Here is a 19,928-nt window from a genome sequence, read left to right on the forward strand (position 1 = left end):
CGTTCGTCATGACGGCCTTGACCCTGCGGGACCGGGCATAGACGATCCCCCAGCCTCGGGCAATCCGCCGCGCCACGCGACGGGGCCCGCAGGACCGGGATCCGGGCCCCATGCGTGATCGGTCACCGCCGGCTGCCGCCCCCTGCGGCAGGCGCGGCGCCGGTCAGGCGCGGTCGCGGCGGCGGCGCAGCAGCACCCAGCCCAGCCAGCCCGCCAGCCCCAGCACCACCACCGCGTCGAAGGCGTGCATCGCGCTGTGCAGCGCCGGGGTGCGATCCCAGGCCTCGCCCAGCCGCATCCCGATCCACGCCAGCGCGAGGCACCAGGGCCAGGACCCCAGGAAGGTGTAGATCTGGAACCGCCAGAACGGCATCCGCGCGATCCCCGCCGGCAGCGAGATGAAGGTCCGCACCACCGGCAGCAGCCGCGAGGTGAAGACCGTGGCCGTCCCCCAGCGGGCGAAATGCGCCTCGGACCGGGCCAGCGACCGTTCGCTCAGACCGACCCGCCGCCCCCAGCGCAGCACGACCGCGCGCCCACCGCGGCTGCCGACCAGCCAGGCCACGGTCGAGCCCAGATTGCAGCCCAGCGCCCCCGCGGTGGCCACCATCCACAGGTCCAGCCGGCCGCTCGCGACCAGCGAACCGGCGAAGGGCATGATGATCTCGGAGGGCAGCGGAATGCAGGCGCTTTCCAGCGCCATCAGCAGCGCCACCCCGCCATAGCCCGAGGCGGCGATCGCGGCGGTGATCCAGCCGGCCAGCGTGGCCATGACGGTCGTGAGCATGTGACGAGAACCCCGTGGCAAGGATGCGGCTGCCGGGCGCCCGGCGGCAATGGGCAGTGCCGGTGCCGATCCCGACGCCGTAGGCGGGGATATAGTCCGCCAACCGCGGAACGGAAACGCCGCCGTGCTCCGCCACGGCCCGGGCGGCGCGGCAGCCGAATCGCCGGCCCCCGCCGGCCGGGGCCGGCGGGCGCGGGCGGTGGCGCCGGCGGGGTCGCCGCGGCGGCCACGGGGGGAATTTTCGCGCAAGCGCGCGCCCTCGGCGGGAACCGCGCCAGTCTGTCGGCGCTTTCCCGCCATGTCGCCCCGCGCGGCCGCAGCCGCCACGGCACGCGTCAGGCCTCGCGCGGTAAAAAACGCCTGAAGAGAGTTTACAGTCTGCCCCGCCAGCGCCTAACTCCCGCCCGGCGACGTGGGGTAAACAGGACCTGCCCCCGGCGCCGAAGACAGGAGGACCCCGGATGCCATCGATCGCCGCCATCCTGCGCCAGCGCGCGGGCCAGTTGGCCGCCCGCCTGCGCGGCCACATGCCGGTGGCGGTGACCGCGACGCTGCTCGCGGTCGGCATCTACGCGCTGGTGCATCTGGTGCGCAGCGTCGGCCCGGCCGAGATCCTGCAGGAGATGCGCGCCCTGCCCTGGAAGGTGGCCGCCACCGCCGGCGCGCTCACCGCGGTCGGATATCTCGCGCTGGCCAGCTACGATCTTTTCGCGCTGCGGGCGATCGGGCGCCACCTGCCGACGGGCCTGGCGCTGCGGGCGGGCCTTCTGGGCACCGCGCTCGGCAACACGCTGGGGCTGAGCGCCCTGTCCGGCGGCGCGGTGCGCTACCGCTTCTATGGTCCGCGCGGGCTGGGGGCGACGGAAGTCGCCGCGGTCTCGGCCTATGTCGCCATGGCGATCGGCACCGGCCTGACGGTGATCGGACTGATCGCGCTGGCGCTGCATCCCGGGGCCCTGCCCGACTACCTGCCCTGGGGCGCGGGGCTGGTGGGTCCGGGCGCGGCGGCCCTGGCCGTGATCGTCATCGGCGTGCTGCTGTTCGCCTGCCTGCGGCGCACCAGCGTCAGGCTGGGACCGGCGCGGCTGACGATGCCGGGCCTGCGCGCGCTCGGCCTGCAGGGGACGGCGGCGCTGGTCGACGTGATCGCCTCGGCCGCGGTGCTCTGGGTGCTGCTGCCCTCGGGCAAGCCGGCGCTGGCGGCCTTCGTGGCGGTCTATGCGGTGGCGATGATGGCCGGCGTGCTCAGCCATGTCCCCGGAGGCGTCGGCGTGTTCGAGGCGGTGGTGCTGGCCAGCCTGCCGGTGGGCGTTCCAGTCCTGACCGCCACCGCCGCGCTGATGTGCTTCCGGATCATCTACTACCTCGTGCCCTTCGTCCTCGCGCTGATCCTGCTCGGCGGACGCGAGATCGGCGGCGGCCTGCGCCGCCTGCGCCGCCCCTCGGCCGCGATGGGCGCCTGAGCCGGCCGGTCGATCCCTCCCACGCCTGCGCCCCTCTCCCACGATCGACGCTTCGCCGCCCAGCGTCGGTGCCGGGGCCTTGCCGCATGACGCCGGGCGCACTACGGGAGGGGCGCAAAGGATGCGACCCCTGCCCTGCGGCAGGACCGACCTGCCAGGAGACGCCATGACCGAAGCCACCGTGCTCGACCTCGCCCATCGCCTGATGGAGGACGCGCCCGAGGATGCGGGGGCGCGGATGCGCTTCTACGAGCGTCTCGCCGATACCGAGCTGTTCCTGCTGCTGCTCGACGAGGCCGAGGGCGACGCCCCGGTCCGCCCGCAGGTCTTCGCGCTGGACGAGGGCCGCTTCGTGCTGGCCTTCGACACCGAGGAACGGCTCGCGACCTTCGCCGAGGCCCCCACCCCCTATGCCGCGATCCCGGGGCGGGTGGTGATGGCGATGCTGGCGCAGGCGGGCGAGCTTGGGCTGGGGCTGAACCTCGCGGTGGCGCCCTCGTCCTTCCTGATGCCGGCGGGCGCGGTGTCCTGGCTGGCCGACATGCTGGCCGCGGCGCCCGAGGCGGCCTCGGGCCTGCCGAAGGGCTTCGCGCGGCCCACCGCGCTGCCGCCGGAACTGGAACCGGCGCTGCGCGCCAAGCTCTCGCAGCTCGCAGGCTTCGCCGAGACCGCGCTTCTGGCCGCGGTGACCTATGCCGACGACCGGCGCGGGCACATGCTGGCCTTCCTCGGCGCGCGCGAGGGCTCGGAACCCGCGCTGGCCAAGGCGGTGGGCGAGGCGCTGGCCTTCTCGGGGATCGAGGCGGGCGAGATCGACGTGTCGTTCCTGGCCCCCGACAGCGCCGCCGCCCGGACCATGGACGGGGTCGCGATCCGGCTCGAGATCCCGCAGCTGGCCGAAGCGCCGGCAGCGAAGGGCCCGACCGCGCCGGGGATGGACCCGGGACGGCCGCCGATCCTGCGCTGAGGCCGTGCCGGGGGGCGCGGGGGGCGGAAGAGGGGGCTCTGCCCCCGTCCCTGCGGGACTCCCCCGGGATATTTGTGCCAATGCGAAAGCGCGAAAAGGGGGGCTCCGCCCCCGCCCGTTCCGGGCTCCCCCGGAGTATTGCCGCCAAGCCGAAGCCCGGGTCGAGGCCGGGATCAGAGCGGCATCAGCGCCCAGTAATCGAGGTCGAGAAGGACATGGGGGGCATATTTGCCGCCCTCCTTCAGGGTCAGTGGATCGCCGGCGCCGGCCTTGACCGCGACGAGCCGCAGCCGGATCGCGCCGACACCGGGGGCCGCGGTCGGCGCCTTGTCCAGAACCTCGGACCAGGCCTTCACCGTATCGCCCGCGAAACAGGGATTGGCATGGGCGCCACCGTTCAGCGCCACGATCATCTGCGCATTCGCGAGGCCATTGAACGACAGCGCCCGCGCCATCGAGATCACGTGCCCCCCGTAGATCAGCCGCTTGCCATCCTCGCGGAACGTGGCGTCGAAATGCACCTTGGCGGTGTTCTGCCACAGGCGGGTGGCCAGCATGTGCTCGGCCTCCTCGATGGTGACGCCATCGACATGGTCGATCACCTCGCCCACCGCATAGTCGCCCCAGCGGTGCGGCTCGCCCGCCAGCGTGAAATCGTAGCCGGTGAAGTCGAGCCCCGCCGGGATCGCCAGATCCGCCGCCGCCACCGCGGGCGCCAGCTGCGGCACCACCGGCTCGGGCGCGGGCGAGGCGGCATCGCGTTTGCGCACCATCACCCAGCGGACATAGTCCATGACCGTCTCGCCCGTCTGGTCGATGCCCTGCGAGCGGACCCAGACCACGCCCGAGGTGCCGTTCGAATTCTCCTTGACCCCGATCACCTCGGACCGGGCGCGCAAGGTGTCGCCCGGCCAGACCGGCTTCCGCCAGCGCCCCTCGGCGTAGCCGAGGTTCGCCACCGCGTTGATCGAGATGTCGGGCACGGTCTTGCCGAAGACGACATGGAACGCCACGAGATCATCGACCGGAGAGGCCGCCAGCCCGCAGGCCCGCGCGAAGGCGTCCGAGGAATAGAGCGCCCCGCGCGCGGGGTAGAGCGCATGGTACAGCGCCCGCTCGCCGCCCGAGATCGTGCGCGGCACCGCGTGGTCGATGACCTGTCCGACGCGGTAATCCTCGAAGAACCGGCCTGCGTTCGTCTTCATGCGCTCTCCCCTCGCCCCCTTTCCGGGGCCTATTGCTCGCCCAGCTTCAGCTCCGGGTGATATTCGCCCGGCACCACCTTGGTGACCGCCTGCCCGCAGCGCATGACGCCCTTCGCGGCGTCATAGGCATAGGTCGGCGCGCCATGCAGCTCCCAGCCCTTCGACAGCGCGAGGCTGACCTTGTGGCAGAAGGCCGAGGTGTCGTCCTCGGTCAGGAATCGGTAAAGTTTCATGCGTAGGTTCCCAGGAACGGATTGTGCCCGAGCCAGATGTGAACCCCCGCGATCAGCCCGTAAAGCACCAGCGTGCCGACAAGGTTCATCAGGTCGCCCTTCAGCCCCCGCCCCGCCGCCGGATCGGGCCGCACCCAGGGATCGCGGTCGATCAGGACGATCTGCATCACCGCCCAAAGCCCGAGCCCCCCGAACAGCACGACCGAGGCCAGATCGCCATTCACCAGCAGATGCGCCACCGCCCAGACCACGGTGCCGATCAGCATCGGGTTCCTGAGCCGCGGCCAGAGCGTGCCCTTGGTGCCGCCGACACCGAAGAGGAAGATCGCGACCAGCATCATCAGGTTGTTCAGATGCCCGATGCCCGGGATCGGGTCGTAGACCGGGGTGAACGCGGCCCCCCGGTAGCCCAGCACGATCAGCACCAGCGCCACAGCCAGGATCGCCCCCCAGCCCGGCCGCCCGAGCCGCACCTTCAGCCCCGGCGACAGACGCATCGCCAGATGCGCCCCCGCCATCAGCACCACGCCAAGGATCAGCATCGCCATCATCTCGCACCCTCCGGGAATCGCGTCAGGCGAACCCTTTCGCGATCAGCCGAAAGCCGCAATGGCGCTTGCCTTGGCCAAGGTCGCCTTGGCGGTGACGATATGCAGGTTTTCAACGATCCTGCCGTCGACGACCGCGACACCTTGCCCCGCCCGCTCGGCCTCTTCGAAGGCGGCGATCTGGCGCTCGGCCAGCGCGATCTCGGCCTCGGACGGCGCGAAGGCGCGGTTCGCGACCTCGAGCTGCGCGGGATGGATCAGCGTCTTGCCGTCAAAGCCCATGTCGCGGCCCTGCTCGCATTCGACGGCCAGACCCTCGTCATCCTTGAAGGCGTTGAAGACCCCATCGATCACGATCCGGCCCTGCGCCTTGGCCGCCAGCAGGCACAGCCCCAGCCCCGCCTGCATCGCCAGCCGGTCGGGCCGGAACCGCGACCCCAGCTCCTTGGCCAGGTCGTTGGTGCCCATCACCATGCCCTCCAGCCGCGGATGCGCGGCGATGGCGGCTGCGTTCAGCATGCCCTCCGCCGTCTCCATCATCGCCCACAGCGCCACGCCCGGCACCAGCGCCGCCACCGCGTCCAGATCTGCCGGCCCGTTCACCTTCGGCACCAGGATCGCGTCGACCTTGGCGCCCGCGGCGATCGCGGTGGCGAAGGTCGCGACATCCGCCTGCCCCCAGTCGGTGTCCAGCCCGTTCACCCGCACGATCCGCGCCCGCGGGCCGAAGTCCCATTCGGTCAGCACCCGCGCCAGCAGGCTGCGGGCATTGGCCTTCTCGTCGATCGCCACCGCGTCCTCGAGGTCGAAGATGATCGCGTCAGCCGCAAGGCCCATGGCCTTCTCCAGCGCGCGCTCCTTCGAGCCGGGGATGTAGAGCACCGAGCGATAGGGTCGGACCGCCTGTGACATGATTCTCCTCCGAAATATTCTTTCGCCTGAAACCACGAATTTGGTACATTCGGCAAGCGTGTCTTTGCCGCGATGCAGAATACCGCGACGAAGGTCGCAGCGTTAACCGATTCTTGCGAATGCGGCGCGAGGCTGTTTCGCAGGGCCGTGGCGCCCGGCACATCGCGGCCCCGCGCCGCCAGAGACGGAGGTGACGATGTCGAAGCTCCTGTCCGCCCTTCTGCTGTCCGGCCTCGCGGCCACCTGCCCCCTCGCCCCGCCCGCCGCCGCGGCGCAATGCGCCCAGCGCGACAGCGTCGTCGCCCGGCTCGAGGGGACCTATGGCGAAAGCCGCCGCGGCGTCGGCATCGCCGGCGACAACGGCGGCGTGATCGAGGTCTTCGCCTCGGACGAAACCGGGACCTGGACGATCACCGTCACCCTGCCTTCGGGCATGGCCTGCCTGCTGGCCTCGGGGCAGAACTGGGTTCCCGGCCCGACCCCTGCCGCCGCCAAGGGCGAGCCGACCTGAGCCTCAGACCGCGGCCTGCCACAGAAGCCGCAGCGACACCGCCAGCAGCGCCCAGGTCACCAGCCGGAAGAACAGCCGCTCCGGCAGGCGCTTCACCAGCCACAGGCCCAGGAAGACCGCGCCCGCCGCCGGCACCATCAGCACCGCCGCCAGATGCAGGCTCTGGGCCGAAACCTGCCCCAGCGCGACATAGGGCGGCAGCTTCATCAGGTTGACCACGGCGAAGCAGATCGTCGTCGTCCCGGCATAGACCGCCTTCGGCAGGCGCTGCGGCATCACCCAGACCTGGTAGGGCGGCCCGCCCGCATGGCTGACGAAGCTGGTGAAGCCGGTGACCATGCCCCAGAACAGCCCCGGCCCCACCCGGCCCGGCCGCGGCTCGGGCGGCGGGCCGCGGCGGGTCAGCAGCAGCCCGGCGAAGACCGCCCCGATCAGCCCGACCATCGCCAGCACCGCGCGCTCGGGCACCACCGCCGCGGTCAGCCACCCGACCACGATCCCCAGCGCCGCGCCCGGGATCAGGATCGCCAGCGTGCGCCGGTCGAAGGCGGCACGATAGGCCCAGACCCCCACCGCGTCAGAGACGATGTAGACCGGCAGCAGCAGGCCCGCGGCCTCGGTCGGCGGCATCGCCAGCGCCAGCACCGGCACGCTCAGCATGCCCACCACCGGCAGCCCGCCCTTGCCCATGCCGACCAGCCCCGACGACAGAATCGCGAGCGTCCAGAATGCGATATCGCCGGTCATGCTGCGGCCTCCCCGATGCGCAAGTGCTACCGCGGCCGAGCGTTCCCGGCCAGTACCGGTTTCGGCCCGAGTTTCGGCGCCGGTCGCGGCCGCGCTGCGGCAAGGACGGCATGCCTGTGCATGCCGCTCTGCCGCATCGCGCTTGCACGAACGGCGGTTCGGGACTAGGCAATCCCGCGTCAGAAGACTTTTCGCATCGTCTCACACACACTGACCCGGAGGATTTCATGGCCAGACCCAAGATCGCGCTCATCGGCGCAGGTCAGATCGGCGGCACGCTCGCTCACCTCGCTGCGATCAAGGAACTCGGGGACGTCGTCCTGTTCGACATCTCGGAAGGCACGCCCCAGGGCAAGGCGCTCGACATCGCCGAATCCGGTCCCTCCGAGGGCTTCGACGCCGTCATGAAGGGCACGAACGACTACGCCGACATCGCCGGCGCCGATGTCTGCATCGTCACCGCCGGCGTGCCGCGCAAGCCGGGCATGAGCCGCGACGACCTGCTGGGCATCAACCTCAAGGTCATGAAATCGGTCGGCGAAGGCATCAAGCAGCACGCCCCCGACGCCTTCGTGATCTGCATCACCAACCCGCTCGACGCGATGGTCTGGGCGCTGCGCGAATTCTCGGGCCTGCCGCACAACAAGGTCGTCGGCATGGCCGGCGTGCTCGACTCGGCCCGCTTCCGCCACTTCCTCTCGGTCGAGTTCAACTGCTCGATGAAGGACGTGACCGGCTTCGTGCTCGGCGGCCACGGCGACACCATGGTGCCGCTCACCCGCTACTCGACCGTTGGCGGCATCCCGCTGCCGGACCTCGTCGAGATGGGCTGGACCAGCCAGGAGAAGCTCGACGCCATCGTCCAGCGCACCCGTGACGGCGGCGCCGAGATCGTGGGCCTGCTGAAGACCGGTTCGGCCTTCTACGCCCCCGCCACCTCGGCGATCGAGATGGCCGAAAGCTACCTGAAGGACCAGAAGCGCCTCCTGCCCTGCGCGGCCTATGTCAAGGGCGCCTACGGCCTCGACGGGCTCTACGTCGGCGTGCCGACGATCATCGGCAAGGACGGGATCGAGCGCATCGTCGACATCAAGCTCAACAAGGACGAGCAGGCGATGTTCGACAAGTCGGTCGACGCGGTGAAGGGCCTCGTCGCCGCCTGCAAGGGCATCGACGGCTCGCTCGCCTGAGCACGAAGCCAGACGCACAGGGCGCGGCCCCCGAACGGGGCCGCGCCTTTTCTTTTGCGTTTCTCATCGGTGCAAATATCCCGGGGGTGAGGGCGCAGCCCGAGGGGGCAGCGCCCCCTTCCCTGCCGTGATTCGTCGCCGCAGCGGCCGCGATTCACAGCGAATCCCGCCGTCGCGACGGATGTGATCACACCCCGCCGGCCCGTGATCACAAACCCCAAGAAACCGGCCGGTATCTGCCGATCACGTCAGATTTGGTTTCGCAGCGCTGCGGCACTGTGTCATCCCCTCGGCCAAATCGCACCAGCATGGGAAGTGATCCATGAACATCCACGAATACCAGGCGAAGGCGCTGCTGCGCAGCTACGGCTGCCCGGTTTCCGAGGGCCGCGCGGTCCTGCGCGCGGAAGAGGCGAAAGCCGCCGCGGGCGAGCTTGACGGCCCGCTCTGGGTCATCAAGGCCCAGATCCACGCCGGTGGCCGCGGCAAGGGCAAGTTCGTCGAGCCCGAGGCCGGCGAAAAAGGCGGCGTCCGCCTCGCCAAGTCGGTCGAGGAAGCGGAAGCACTGACCAAGCAGATGCTGGGCCGCACGCTCGTCACCCACCAGACCGGCCCGGCCGGCAAGCAGGTGAACCGCATCTACATCGAGGACGGCTCGGACATCGAGCGCGAGCTCTACCTCGCCCTCCTCGTCGACCGCGCCACCTCGCGCATCTCCTTCGTCGTCTCGACCGAAGGCGGCATGGACATCGAGGAAGTCGCGGCCCACACGCCCGAGAAGATCCTCTCGTTCTCCGTCGACCCGGCCTCGGGGCTCTCGGACTTCCACGGCCGCAAGGTCGCCTTCGCCCTCGGGCTGAAGGGCGCGCAGGTCAAGCAGTGCGTGGCGCTCGTCAAGAACCTCTACCGTGCCTTCGTCGAGAAGGACATGGAGATGCTCGAGATCAACCCGCTGATCGTCATGACCGACGGCAACCTCAAGGTTCTCGACGCCAAGGTCGGCTTCGACAACAATGCGCTCTACCGCCAGCCCGACATCCTCGCGCTGCGTGACGAGACCGAGGAAGACCCGAAGGAACTCGCCGCCTCGAAGTTCGATCTGAACTACATCGCGCTCGACGGCGAGATCGGCTGCATGGTGAACGGCGCGGGCCTCGCGATGGCCACGATGGACATCATCAAGCTCTACGGCGCCGAGCCCGCGAACTTCCTCGACGTCGGCGGCGGCGCCACGAAAGAGAAAGTGACCGAGGCCTTCAAGATCATCACCTCGGACCCGAACGTGAAGGGCATCCTGGTGAACATCTTCGGCGGCATCATGCGCTGCGACGTGATCGCCGAGGGCGTTCTGGCCGCGGTGAAAGAAGTCGGCCTGCAGGTTCCGCTGGTCGTGCGCCTCGAGGGCACGAACGTCGAGCTGGGCAAGGAGATCATCCGCAACTCGGGTCTCAACGTCATCGCCGGCGACAACCTGTCGGACGCTGCCGAAAAGATCGTGAAAGCCGTCAAGGGCTGACCTTCACCGCAGGCTGGCCCTCGGGCCAGCCCGGCCAGACATTTCAAGGGAGTACGCCAGATGGCAGTCCTCGTCGACGAAAACACCAAGGTCATCTGCCAGGGCTTCACCGGCTCGCAGGGCACCTTCCACTCGGAACAGGCCATCGCCTACGGCACCAAGATGGTCGGCGGCGTCACCCCGGGCAAGGGCGGCACGCTGCACCTCGGCCTGCCGGTCTTCAACTCGGTCCACGAAGCGGCCGAAGTGACCGGCGCCAATGCCTCCGTGATCTACGTTCCGCCGCCGTTCGCGGCCGACTCGATCCTCGAGGCGATCGATGCCGAGATCCCGCTGATCGTCTGCATCACCGAAGGCATCCCGGTCCTCGACATGATGAAGGTCAAGCGCGCCCTCATCAATTCGAAGTCGCGCCTGATCGGCCCGAACTGCCCGGGCGTCATCACGCCGGGCGCCTGCAAGATCGGCATCATGCCGGGCCACATCCACAAGCGCGGCAAGATCGGTGTTGTCTCGCGCTCGGGCACGCTTACCTATGAGGCCGTGAAACAGACCTCCGACCTCGGCCTCGGCCAATCGTCGGCCGTCGGCATCGGCGGCGACCCGATCAAGGGCACCGAGCACCTCGAAGTGCTCGAGATGTTCCTGGCGGACCCGGAAACCGAAGCCATGATCATGATCGGCGAAATCGGCGGCGACGCCGAGGAAGTCGCGGCGCAGTTCCTCGCCGACGAAGCCAAGAAGGGCCGTTCCAAGCCCTGCGCCGGCTTCATCGCGGGCCGCACCGCGCCGAAGGGCCGCCGCATGGGCCACGCCGGTGCGATCGTCTCGGGCGGCAAGGGTGACGCGGAATCGAAGATCGAGGCGATGAAAGCCGCCGGGATCGTCGTCGCCGACAGCCCCGCCACGCTCGGCGAAGCCGTGCTCAAGGCGATGGGCAAGTAAGCAAGCAGTTACGGGCAGGCCATCAGATGTGGCCTGCCCCTCCACATCTCAGGTGACGCCATGACGGACCAGAGTGCCAACGACCTCTTCCACGCCTCCTCGTTCCTGCAGGGGCAGAACGCGGAATACATCGAACAGCTCTACGCGCGCTACGCGACCGACCCCGCGTCGGTGGACGCGGCCTGGGCCGAGTTCTTCCGCACCCTCGGGGATGCCGAAAGCGACGTGAAGAAGGAAGCGGCGGGCGCCACCTGGACCCGGTCCGACTGGCCGCCGACCCCCAACGACGACCTGACCGCGGCGCTGACCGGCGAATGGCCGCTCGCGCCCGTGAAGGACGCCAAGCAGGCCGGCGAGAAGATCAAGGCCAAGGCCGCCGAAACCGGGATCTCGATCTCGGACGCGCAGGTGCAGCGCGCGGTGCTGGATTCGATCCGCGCCATCATGATCATCCGCGCCTACCGGATCCGCGGCCACCTCGCCGCCGATCTCGATCCGCTGGGCATGCGCCAGGAAACCCCGCACCCCGAGCTTGATCCCAAGTCCTACGGCTTCTCGGACGCCGACATGGACCGCCCGATCTTCATCGACAACGTGCTGGGCCTGCAGCTCGCCTCTATGCGCCAGATCCTGGACATCGTGAAGCGCACCTACTGCGGCACCTTCGCGCTGCAATACATGCACATCTCGGACCCAGAGCAGTCGGCCTGGCTGAAGGAGCGCATCGAGGGCTACGGGAAGGAAATCACCTTCACCCGTGAAGGCCGCCGTGCGATCCTGAACAAGCTGGTCGAGGCCGAGGGCTTCGAGAAGTTCCTCCATGTGAAATACATGGGCACCAAGCGCTTCGGCCTTGATGGCGGCGAGGCGCTGATCCCGGCGCTCGAGCAGATCATCAAGCGCGGCGGTGCGCTCGGCGCGAAAGAGATGGTGTTCGGCATGCCGCACCGCGGGCGCCTGTCGGTGCTGGCGAACGTCATGCAGAAGCCCTACCGCGCGATCTTCCACGAATTCCAGGGCGGCTCCTACAAGCCCGAGGACGTGGACGGGTCGGGCGACGTGAAATACCACCTCGGCGCCTCCTCGGACCGCGAGTTCGACGGCAACACGGTTCACCTGTCGCTGACCGCCAACCCCTCGCACCTCGAGGCGGTGAACCCGGTCGTGCTGGGCAAGGCCCGCGCCAAGACCGACCAGATGAACGACCCCGAGCGTCACTCGGTGATTCCGATCCTGCTGCACGGCGACGCGGCCTTTGCCGGCCAGGGCGTGGTGGCGGAATGCTTCCAGCTTTCGGGCATCCGCGGCCACCGCACCGGCGGCACCATCCACGTCGTGGTGAACAACCAGATCGGCTTCACCACCGCGCCGCATTTCTCGCGCACCTCGCCCTACCCGACCGACCTCGCCCTGATGGTGGAAGCCCCGATCTTCCACGTGAACGGCGATGACCCGGAAGCGGTCGTGCATGCCGCCAAGGTCGCCACCGAATTCCGGATGAAGTTCCACAAGGACGTGGTTCTGGACATCTTCTGCTACCGCCGCTTCGGTCACAACGAAGGCGACGAGCCGATGTTCACCAACCCGGCGATGTACAAGGCGATCAAGAAGCAGAAGACCACGCTTCAGCTCTACACCGAGCGGCTCGTCAAGGACGGCCTGATCCCCGAGGGCGAGATCGAGGACATGAAGGCCGCCTTCCAGGCGCGCCTGAACGAAGAGTTCGAGGCCGGCAAAGAGTTCAAGCCGAACCGCGCCGACTGGCTCGACGGCAAGTGGACGGGCCTTCAGACCGAGGGCGCCGAATACCAGGCCGGCAAGACCGCGATCTCGGACGAGACGCTGCAGGAGCTTGGCCGCGCGCTGACCTCCGCGCCCGACAACTGGGACATGCACAAGACCGTCTCGCGCCTGCTCGACGCCAAGAAGCAGATGTTCGAAACGGGCAAGGGCTTCGACTGGGCGACCGGCGAGGCACTGGCCTTCGGCAGCCTCGTCGCGGAGGGCTTCCCCGTCCGCCTCGCGGGCCAGGACTCGACCCGCGGCACCTTCAGCCAACGCCACTCGGCCTTCATCGACCAGACGACCGAGGAACGCTACTACCCGCTGAACAACATCAAGCCGGGGCAGGCGCGCTACGAGGTCATCGACTCGATGCTCTCGGAATACGCGGTGCTCGGGTTCGAATACGGCTACTCGCTGGCCGAACCGAACGCGCTGGTGATGTGGGAAGGCCAGTTCGGCGACTTCGCCAACGGCGCGCAGATCATGTTCGACCAGTTCATCTCGTCGGGTGAATCGAAATGGCTGCGGATGTCGGGCCTCGTGATGCTCCTGCCCCACGGCTATGAAGGCCAGGGCCCGGAACACTCGTCCGCCCGCCTCGAGCGCTTCCTGCAGATGTCGGCCCAGGACAACTGGATCGTCGCCAACTGCTCGACGCCCGCGAACTACTTCCACATCCTGCGCCGCCAGATCCACCGCAGCTTCCGCAAGCCGCTGGTGCTGATGACGCCGAAGTCGCTGCTGCGTCACCCGCTGGCGGTGTCGGACGTCGACATGTTCACCACCGGCTCGCAGTTCCACCGCGTGCTCTGGGACGATGCCGAACGCGGCCATTCGGAAACGCAGCTGAAGCCCGACACCGAGATCAAGCGCGTCGTCATCTCGTCGGGCAAGGTCTACTACGACCTGCTCGCCGAACGCGACAAGCGCGGGATCGAAGACGTCTACCTGCTGCGTCTGGAACAGTTCTACCCCTTCCCGGCCCTGTCGCTGGTCAAGGAGCTGGAACGCTTCAAGGGCGCGGAAATCGTCTGGTGCCAGGAAGAGCCGAAGAACCAAGGCGCCTGGACCTTCGTCGAGCCGAACCTCGAATGGGTGCTGGGCCGCATCGGCGCCACCCATGGCCGCGCCCGCTATGTCGGCCGGTCCGCCACCGCCTCGCCGGCCACCGGCCTCGCCTCGCGCCACAAGGCCGAGCAAGAGGCGCTGGTCGACGAAGCCCTCACGATCGGAGCCTGACGAATGGCCATTGAAGTCCGCGTCCCGACGCTTGGCGAGTCCGTCTCGGAAGCGACGATCGCCACCTGGTTCAAGAAGGTCGGCGACTCCGTCGCGCAGGACGAGATGCTGTGCGAGTTGGAAACCGACAAGGTGACCGTCGAGGTCCCGGCCCCCGCCTCGGGCGTGCTGGCCGAGATCGTCGCCGCCGAAGGCGAGACCGTGGGCGTGAACGCGCTCCTCGCCCAGATCGCCGAGGCCGGCAATGCCGGCCCCGAGGAAGTCAAACCGAAGAAATCCGCCGAAGAACCCGTGGCTGCGGCCCCGGAAGCCACTGCAAGTGAGGGCAAGATGACCGACGTGATGGTGCCGACGCTGGGCGAAAGCGTCACCGAAGCCACCGTGGCGACCTGGTTCAAGAAGGTCGGCGACACCGTCGCGCAGGACGAGATGCTGTGCGAACTGGAAACCGACAAGGTCTCGGTCGAGGTCCCGGCCCCCGCCGCGGGCGTGCTGACCGAGATCCTCGCGCCGGAAGGCGCCACGGTCGACGCCAAGGCGAAGCTCGCCGTGATCGCCGAAGGCGCCTCGGCCGGTGCCGCCGCCCCGAAAGCCGCCCCGGCTGCCGCGGCCCCCGCCGCCGCTGCCCCCGCCGCTGGCGGCCGTGACGTCGAGGACGCGCCCTCGGCCAAGAAGGCGATGGCCGAAGCCGGTCTGTCGGCCGCCCAGGTCTCGGGCTCGGGCCGCGACGGCCGCATCATGAAGGAAGACGTGGCGAAAGCCGCCGCCGCGCCGAAAGCCGCTCCGGCTCCGGCCCCGGTCGCCGCCGCCCCGCGCGCCCCGGTCTCGGCCGACGACGCCTCGCGCGAAGAGCGCGTGAAGATGACCAAGCTGCGCCAGACCATCGCGCGCCGCCTGAAGGAAAGCCAGAACACCGCCGCGATGCTGACGACCTACAACGAGGTCGACATGTCGGGCGTCATGGATCTGCGCAACACCTACAAGGACGCGTTCGAGAAGAAGCACGGCGTGAAGATGGGCTTCATGTCCTTCTTCACCAAGGCCTGCGTCCACGCGCTGAAAGAGGTCCCGGAAGTCAACGCCGAGATCGACGGCACCGACGTCGTCTACAAGCACTACGTCCACATGGGCATCGCCGCGGGCACGCCGCAGGGCCTCGTGGTGCCGGTGCTGCGCGACGTCGACCAGAAGTCCTTCGCCGAGATCGAGAAAGAGATCGCGGAAAAGGGCAAGCGCGCCCGTGACGGCAAGCTGTCGATGGCGGAAATGCAGGGCGGCTCGTTCACCATCTCGAACGGCGGCGTCTACGGCTCGCTGATGTCCTCGCCGATCCTGAACCCGCCGCAGTCGGGCATCCTCGGCATGCACAAGATCCAGGACCGCCCCGTGGTTGTGAACGGCCAGATCGTCATCCGCCCGATGATGTATCTCGCGCTCAGCTACGACCACCGCATCGTCGACGGCAAGGGCGCCGTGACCTTCCTCGTCCGCGTCAAGGACGCGCTGGAAGATCCCCGCCGTCTGCTGATGGACATCTAGTGTTCGCTCAGGCCGTAACGCTGGCGCAGAACTGGAGCTCAACGCTCACCCGCCTAGGGTACGGAATGGCGATTCAAGCTACGGTTCTGATACAGCAACGTCCTGAGATTATAGATACGAGCCAAGGACAGGATCTTAATTCTGTTCTTGGCGCGCTCTACGTCCTCTCCCTAACCTTAAGCGGCCTTCTCCTCGGCAACCTAGTCGTGTTTATCGGAGTCAGCCTTGTTGGGTTTCGCCGCCCGGAAATCTCGCTTCCTAACCGAACTCGTCGTGCGCACCGCATCGGCAAAACAGCGAATCCGATGCTTATCGAGTTGCTCCGCGAGGCCGAAAATCGTCTCGACCTCGTTGGCGGTCTAATTGGGTCCATACCCCTGTATGTCGCTGCAGTTCTGATTCTGCGGCTCGATTTAGACTTCCTGTCCTCCAATGACGCGACAGTGCCGTGGTGGTTGCTGCTCCTAACGGCATCTTTCACTGCGCTCATAATGTGGTGGCTCTACGCACATGCGACTTCTCTGCATGTGGCGTTAGATCAATGCTTGGATGAACTCGAGTAGCTTCGGGAGGAATACGATGCAGCTTCTTGTCCAGATCGAGACCGCCGACCCCGAGGGCTGGAAGGCCAGCTTCGAGCGTGACGCGGAAAACCGCGGCCAGGCCGGGCTTATGCTTCTTCAACTCTGGCACGCGACCGACAGCCGCGGCCAGATCTTCGCCCTGTTCGAGGTCCACGACCGCGCCCGCGCGCAGGCCTGGCTCGACAAGGCCGAGGGCTTCGGCCGCCCGATGACCGCGCATTTCCTGAGGACCGCATGAGCCAGGAACTGATCGTCCTCTGCCTTATGGCGCTTTTGCAGCCGGCCATCATCCTGCTGGCCGGCGCCTCGATGAACCGCGACGTGGGGGCCAGCTGGAACGCCGGCCCCCGCGACGACCAGCCCGCCTTCTCGAAGCGCACCGGCCGCCTGCGCCGCGCGCTGTCGAACCATGTCGAGAACCTGCCGCTGTTCATCATCGCGGTCCTGGCGCTCGAACTGACCGGCCGCGGCAGTCCGCTGACCGCGGCCCTGGCCTGGGTCGCGCTGGCGATGCGGGTGCTTTACGTTCCGGCCTACGCGCTTGCCTGGACGCCCTGGCGTTCGGTGATCTTCGGTGTGGGCCTCTTCTCCACGCTCCTGATGATCCTTATCGCTTTGTTAAGCTAGGGCTCTCGGGGGGTGTACGGGGGGTGTACGCTCCGTGCACGCACATCAGACGCAAAACACCGGGGCCGGACGCCCCGGAACAGGACGAGGAAGACCATGGCAGAATTCGACGTGATCGTGATCGGCGGCGGCCCCGGCGGCTATGTCTGCGCCATCCACTGCGCCCAACTCGGGCTGAAGACCGCCTGCGTCGAGGGGCGCGAGACGCTGGGCGGCACCTGCCTGAACGTCGGCTGCATCCCCTCGAAGGCGCTTCTGAATGCCACCCATCACCTGCACGAGGCAGAGCACAACTTCGCCAAGATGGGCCTGAAGGCCAAGACCCCGACCGTCGACTGGGACCAGATGAAGTCCTACAAGCAGGACGTGGTCGACGGAAACACCAAGGGCATCGAATTCCTGTTCAAAAAGAACAAGATCACCTGGCTCAAGGGCTGGGGCTCGATCCCCGAGGCCGGCAAGGTCAAGGTGGGCGACGAGGTGCATTCCGCCAAGTCGATCGTCATCGCCACCGGCTCGGAACCCGCAGCCCTGCCGGGGATCGAGGTCGATGAAGAGACCGTCGTGACCTCGACCGGCGCGCTGTCGCTGGGCAAGATCCCGAAATCGCTGGTGGTGATCGGCGCGGGCGTCATCGGGCTGGAAATGGGCTCGGTCTACCAGCGTCTCGGCGCCAAGGTGACGGTCGTCGAATATCTCGAGGCGATCACCCCCGGCATGGACGGCGAGGTCGCGAAGAACTTCCAGAAGATCCTGACGAAACAAGGCTTTGAGTTCGTGCTCGGCGCCGCGGTTTCCGGCGTCAGCAAGGCCGGCGGCAAGGCGTCCGTGACCTACAAGCTGCGCAAGGACGACAGCGAGCACACGATCGAGGCCGATGCGGTTCTCGTCGCCACCGGCCGCCGCGCCTTCACCGCGGGCCTCGGGCTCGAGGCGCTGGGGGCAGAGATGCTGCCGCGCGGCGTCGTCAAGGTCGACGACCACTTCCAGACCTCGGTTCCGGGCGTCTACGCGATCGGCGACTGCATCCCCGGCCCGATGCTCGCGCACAAGGCCGAGGACGAGGGCATGGCCGTGGCCGAGATTCTCGCCGGAAAACATGGGCATGTGAACTACGGCGTGATCCCCGGCGTGATCTACACCACGCCCGAGGTCGCCTCGGTCGGCCAGACCGAAGAGCAGCTGAAAGAGGCGGGCCGCGCCTACAAGGTTGGCAAGTTCCCCTTCATGGGCAATGCCCGCGCCAAGGCGGTCTTCCAGGCCGAGGGCTTCGTGAAGCTGCTGGCCGACAAGGAAACCGACCGGATCCTCGGCTGCCACATCATCGGCCCGGGTGCCGGCGACCTGATCCACGAGGTCTGCGTGGCGATGGAATTCGGTGCCTCGGCGCAGGATCTGGCGCTGACCTGCCACGCCCACCCGACCTATTCGGAAGCGGTGCGCGAAGCCGCGCTGGCCTGCGGCGACGGCGCGATCCACGCCTGATCGCCTTGGGATAGAATAAAAAATCCCCGCCGGTCTCCAGGGGCCGGCGGGGAACGCGCCGCTGCCAGGCGCGTCGACGGACCGGCCGGCAATATGACCGGCCCGCGTTGGCGGGGATGCAGGGAATGCCGTGAGTGGCTGCATCCCGCTGATCCAAACGGGGGCTCCGGCGGCTTCCGTCGCCGATCTCGATAAAAATTTTGCGAGCCTCTTGAACCGTCGCCGGATGGCGCCCGGATCAGGCCTGAAGGTGCCGCAATCCCTGCGTCACATCGGTGCGGATCGCCAGCCGCAGCCCCGGATCGTCGCCCGCCTTCAGCGCGGCAAGGATCATCCGATGCGTCGGCGGCGCCTCTGACCGGCGCAGCTTGCCGTACAGCGCCCGCATCGTCGGGCCCAGCTGCAGCCAGACCGTCTCGACCACCGCCAGCATCGCCGGGGCCTGCGCCCGCAGGTAGAGCGTCCGATGGAACTCGAGATTCGTGCGGATGTAGCCGACCGCATCCTGCTTCACCACCGCCTCGGCATTGGCCATGTTGATGACCTGCAGCCGCTCGATCAGCGCCATATGGGCGCGCGGCAAGGCGCGGCTCGCAAGTTCCGGCTCGATCAGCGCGCGCAGCTTCGCCAGTTCTTCGATGCGGTCGTTCGACAGCTCGGGCGTCATCACCCGGCCCGAGGCGGTCAGCGAGACCGCGCCCTCGGCCGCCAGCCGCCGCAGCGCCTCGCGCGCGGGCGTCATCGACACGCCATAGTCCTTGGCCAGCCCGCGCAGGGTCAGGTGCTGCCCCGGCGCCAGCTCGCCATGCATGATCTGCTGGCGCAGCGTGCGGTAGAGCTGTTCATGGGCGGCGGCGGCGAGGGCCGGATCGACGGGGCGCGGGGTCTGCATGCGCAAGCGTGATCACGAAAAATGCCGCTTCGTCAATCCGGTGAAGACAACCTTAATTTGTGCAGCGCATTGCCCTCGGTCCGAAGCCAGGCGCGATGGCGCCGCCAGTCCGGGTCCAGCCGCTCGACCAGATCCCAGAAGGCCTGCGAATGGTTCATCTCGACCAGATGCGCGCATTCATGGGCGGCGACGTAGTCCAGCACCTCGGCCGGGGCCATGATCAGCCGCCAGGAATACATCAGCGCCCCGTCCTGCGCGCAGGAGCCCCAGCGCGAGCGGGTGTCACGCAGGGTGATCCGCGCGTACCGCCGCCCCAGCGCCGCGGCATGCCGGTCCGAGGCGCGGGTCAGTCGGTCGCGCGCCGCCAGCTTCAGGAAGGCCGCAAGCCGTGCCGGCATCCGCTCGGGGTCGGCGGGCAGCAGCAGCGCCCCGTCCTCGACCCGAGCCGTGCGCAGCGGCGCCGGGGTCAGGGTCAGCGACCGGCCCTCGAACAGGACCCGATCGCCGAAGCGCACCGTCTCTGCCGCGGGCGCCTCGGGGTCGAAGCCCATCCGCAGAAGCGCGGCGCGGATCCAGCCCTCGTGCTCGCGCGCGAAGCGCAGCGCCTCGGCCTCGCGGGCGCGGGCGGGCAGCGTCAGGCTGATGCGCCCGTCGATCTGGCTGACGCGCAACGAGAACCGCCGCGCCCGGGCCGAGCGGCGCAGGCTGACCGCCAGCCCTGCCCCGGGCCCGATGCGCAGCTCGTCCGGCAAG

The 19,928-nt window shown here is 68.5% G+C and carries 20 protein-coding genes; 12 read left to right on the forward strand and 8 right to left on the reverse strand.

The genetic code is table 11. The features are described 5' to 3' along the window. Positions 1-163: 163 nt before the first annotated feature. Positions 164-787, reverse strand: coding sequence for a DedA family protein (locus V8J36_RS01815; RefSeq protein WP_336465538.1), 624 nt, complete (start codon positions 785-787; stop codon positions 164-166). 461 nt (positions 788-1,248) lie between these two features. On the opposite strand from V8J36_RS01815, the gene V8J36_RS01820 reads away from it, so the two are divergent. Further along, positions 1,249-2,250, forward strand: coding sequence for a lysylphosphatidylglycerol synthase domain-containing protein (locus tag V8J36_RS01820; protein ID WP_336465539.1), 1,002 nt, complete (start codon positions 1,249-1,251; stop codon positions 2,248-2,250). Between the two features lie 166 nt (positions 2,251-2,416). Next, positions 2,417-3,217, forward strand: coding sequence for an SseB family protein (locus V8J36_RS01825; RefSeq protein WP_336465540.1), 801 nt, complete (start codon positions 2,417-2,419; stop codon positions 3,215-3,217). Between the two features lie 173 nt (positions 3,218-3,390). Here V8J36_RS01825 and V8J36_RS01830 read toward each other — a convergent pair whose 3' ends face one another. Genes V8J36_RS01830 through V8J36_RS01845 form a run of 4 tightly spaced genes read right to left on the reverse strand, consistent with a single transcriptional unit; the run spans position 3,391 to position 6,115 of the window. Then, a complete protein-coding gene (locus tag V8J36_RS01830) occupies positions 3,391-4,422 on the reverse strand; it encodes a MaoC family dehydratase (RefSeq protein ID WP_336465541.1) in 1,032 nt (343 codons plus the stop codon). A gap of 29 nt (positions 4,423-4,451) precedes the next feature. After that, positions 4,452-4,655, reverse strand: coding sequence for a DUF1737 domain-containing protein (locus V8J36_RS01835; RefSeq protein ID WP_336465542.1), 204 nt, complete (start codon positions 4,653-4,655; stop codon positions 4,452-4,454). Continuing rightward, positions 4,652-5,206: an NnrU family protein gene (locus tag V8J36_RS01840; RefSeq protein WP_336465543.1), complete on the reverse strand. Its 555-nt coding sequence runs from the start codon at positions 5,204-5,206 to the stop codon at positions 4,652-4,654. Before V8J36_RS01840 ends, V8J36_RS01835 begins: the two co-directional genes overlap by 4 nt. A gap of 42 nt (positions 5,207-5,248) precedes the next feature. Next, positions 5,249-6,115: an HpcH/HpaI aldolase/citrate lyase family protein gene (locus V8J36_RS01845; RefSeq protein WP_336465544.1), complete on the reverse strand. Its 867-nt coding sequence runs from the start codon at positions 6,113-6,115 to the stop codon at positions 5,249-5,251. 196 nt (positions 6,116-6,311) lie between these two features. Between V8J36_RS01845 and V8J36_RS01850 the strand changes: the two genes are divergently transcribed. Then, positions 6,312-6,626, forward strand: a complete 315-nt coding sequence (locus V8J36_RS01850; RefSeq protein ID WP_336465545.1) for a hypothetical protein — start codon at positions 6,312-6,314, stop codon at positions 6,624-6,626. A 3-nt stretch (positions 6,627-6,629) separates the two neighbouring features. Here the strand turns inward: V8J36_RS01850 and V8J36_RS01855 are convergent, their stop codons facing one another. Beyond that, positions 6,630-7,373 (reverse strand): sulfite exporter TauE/SafE family protein, encoded by a 744-nt coding sequence (locus V8J36_RS01855; protein WP_336465546.1) that lies wholly within the window; start codon positions 7,371-7,373, stop codon positions 6,630-6,632. Between the two features lie 227 nt (positions 7,374-7,600). Between V8J36_RS01855 and mdh the strand changes: the two genes are divergently transcribed. The 9 genes from mdh (at position 7,601) to lpdA (ending at position 18,283) form a co-directional block, all read left to right on the forward strand. Continuing rightward, positions 7,601-8,563, forward strand: coding sequence for a malate dehydrogenase (gene mdh, locus V8J36_RS01860; protein WP_336465547.1), 963 nt, complete (start codon positions 7,601-7,603; stop codon positions 8,561-8,563). A 322-nt stretch (positions 8,564-8,885) separates the two neighbouring features. Beyond that, positions 8,886-10,079, forward strand: a complete 1,194-nt coding sequence (gene sucC / locus V8J36_RS01865) for an ADP-forming succinate--CoA ligase subunit beta (RefSeq protein WP_336465548.1) — start codon at positions 8,886-8,888, stop codon at positions 10,077-10,079. Positions 10,080-10,139: 60 nt separating this feature from the next. After that, positions 10,140-11,024, forward strand: coding sequence for a succinate--CoA ligase subunit alpha (sucD, locus tag V8J36_RS01870; RefSeq protein ID WP_336465549.1), 885 nt, complete (start codon positions 10,140-10,142; stop codon positions 11,022-11,024). A 60-nt stretch (positions 11,025-11,084) separates the two neighbouring features. Next, positions 11,085-14,048: a 2-oxoglutarate dehydrogenase E1 component gene (locus tag V8J36_RS01875; RefSeq protein WP_336465550.1), complete on the forward strand. Its 2,964-nt coding sequence runs from the start codon at positions 11,085-11,087 to the stop codon at positions 14,046-14,048. Between the two features lie 3 nt (positions 14,049-14,051). Then, complete coding sequence (gene odhB / locus V8J36_RS01880) at positions 14,052-15,587, forward strand: 2-oxoglutarate dehydrogenase complex dihydrolipoyllysine-residue succinyltransferase (RefSeq protein WP_336465551.1); 1,536 nt, start codon at positions 14,052-14,054, stop codon at positions 15,585-15,587. A 65-nt stretch (positions 15,588-15,652) separates the two neighbouring features. Continuing rightward, the gene (locus V8J36_RS01885) at positions 15,653-16,150 is read left to right on the forward strand and encodes a hypothetical protein (protein ID WP_336465552.1); all 498 of its coding nucleotides are present in this window, start codon (positions 15,653-15,655) and stop codon (positions 16,148-16,150) included. A gap of 16 nt (positions 16,151-16,166) precedes the next feature. Further along, positions 16,167-16,409 carry a hypothetical protein gene (locus V8J36_RS01890; protein ID WP_336465553.1) on the forward strand — a complete coding sequence of 81 codons (243 nt, stop codon included), beginning with the start codon at positions 16,167-16,169 and terminating at the stop codon, positions 16,407-16,409. After that, on the forward strand, positions 16,406-16,798 hold the full coding sequence (locus tag V8J36_RS01895; protein WP_336465554.1) for an MAPEG family protein: 393 nt from the start codon (positions 16,406-16,408) through the stop codon (positions 16,796-16,798). The genes V8J36_RS01890 and V8J36_RS01895 overlap by 4 nt, the downstream gene beginning before the upstream one ends. Before the next feature lie 96 nt (positions 16,799-16,894). After that, a complete protein-coding gene (gene lpdA / locus V8J36_RS01900) occupies positions 16,895-18,283 on the forward strand; it encodes a dihydrolipoyl dehydrogenase (RefSeq protein WP_336465555.1) in 1,389 nt (462 codons plus the stop codon). Positions 18,284-18,521: 238 nt separating this feature from the next. Here the strand turns inward: lpdA and V8J36_RS01905 are convergent, their stop codons facing one another. Beyond that, positions 18,522-19,175: a GntR family transcriptional regulator gene (locus tag V8J36_RS01905; protein ID WP_336465556.1), complete on the reverse strand. Its 654-nt coding sequence runs from the start codon at positions 19,173-19,175 to the stop codon at positions 18,522-18,524. Positions 19,176-19,207: 32 nt separating this feature from the next. Continuing rightward, complete coding sequence (locus V8J36_RS01910) at positions 19,208-19,927, reverse strand: M48 family metallopeptidase (RefSeq protein ID WP_442902451.1); 720 nt, start codon at positions 19,925-19,927, stop codon at positions 19,208-19,210. Position 19,928 lies beyond the last annotated feature (1 nt).

It is taken from the genome of Frigidibacter sp. MR17.14 (assembly GCF_037095735.1).
Taxonomy (GTDB): domain Bacteria; phylum Pseudomonadota; class Alphaproteobacteria; order Rhodobacterales; family Rhodobacteraceae; genus Frigidibacter.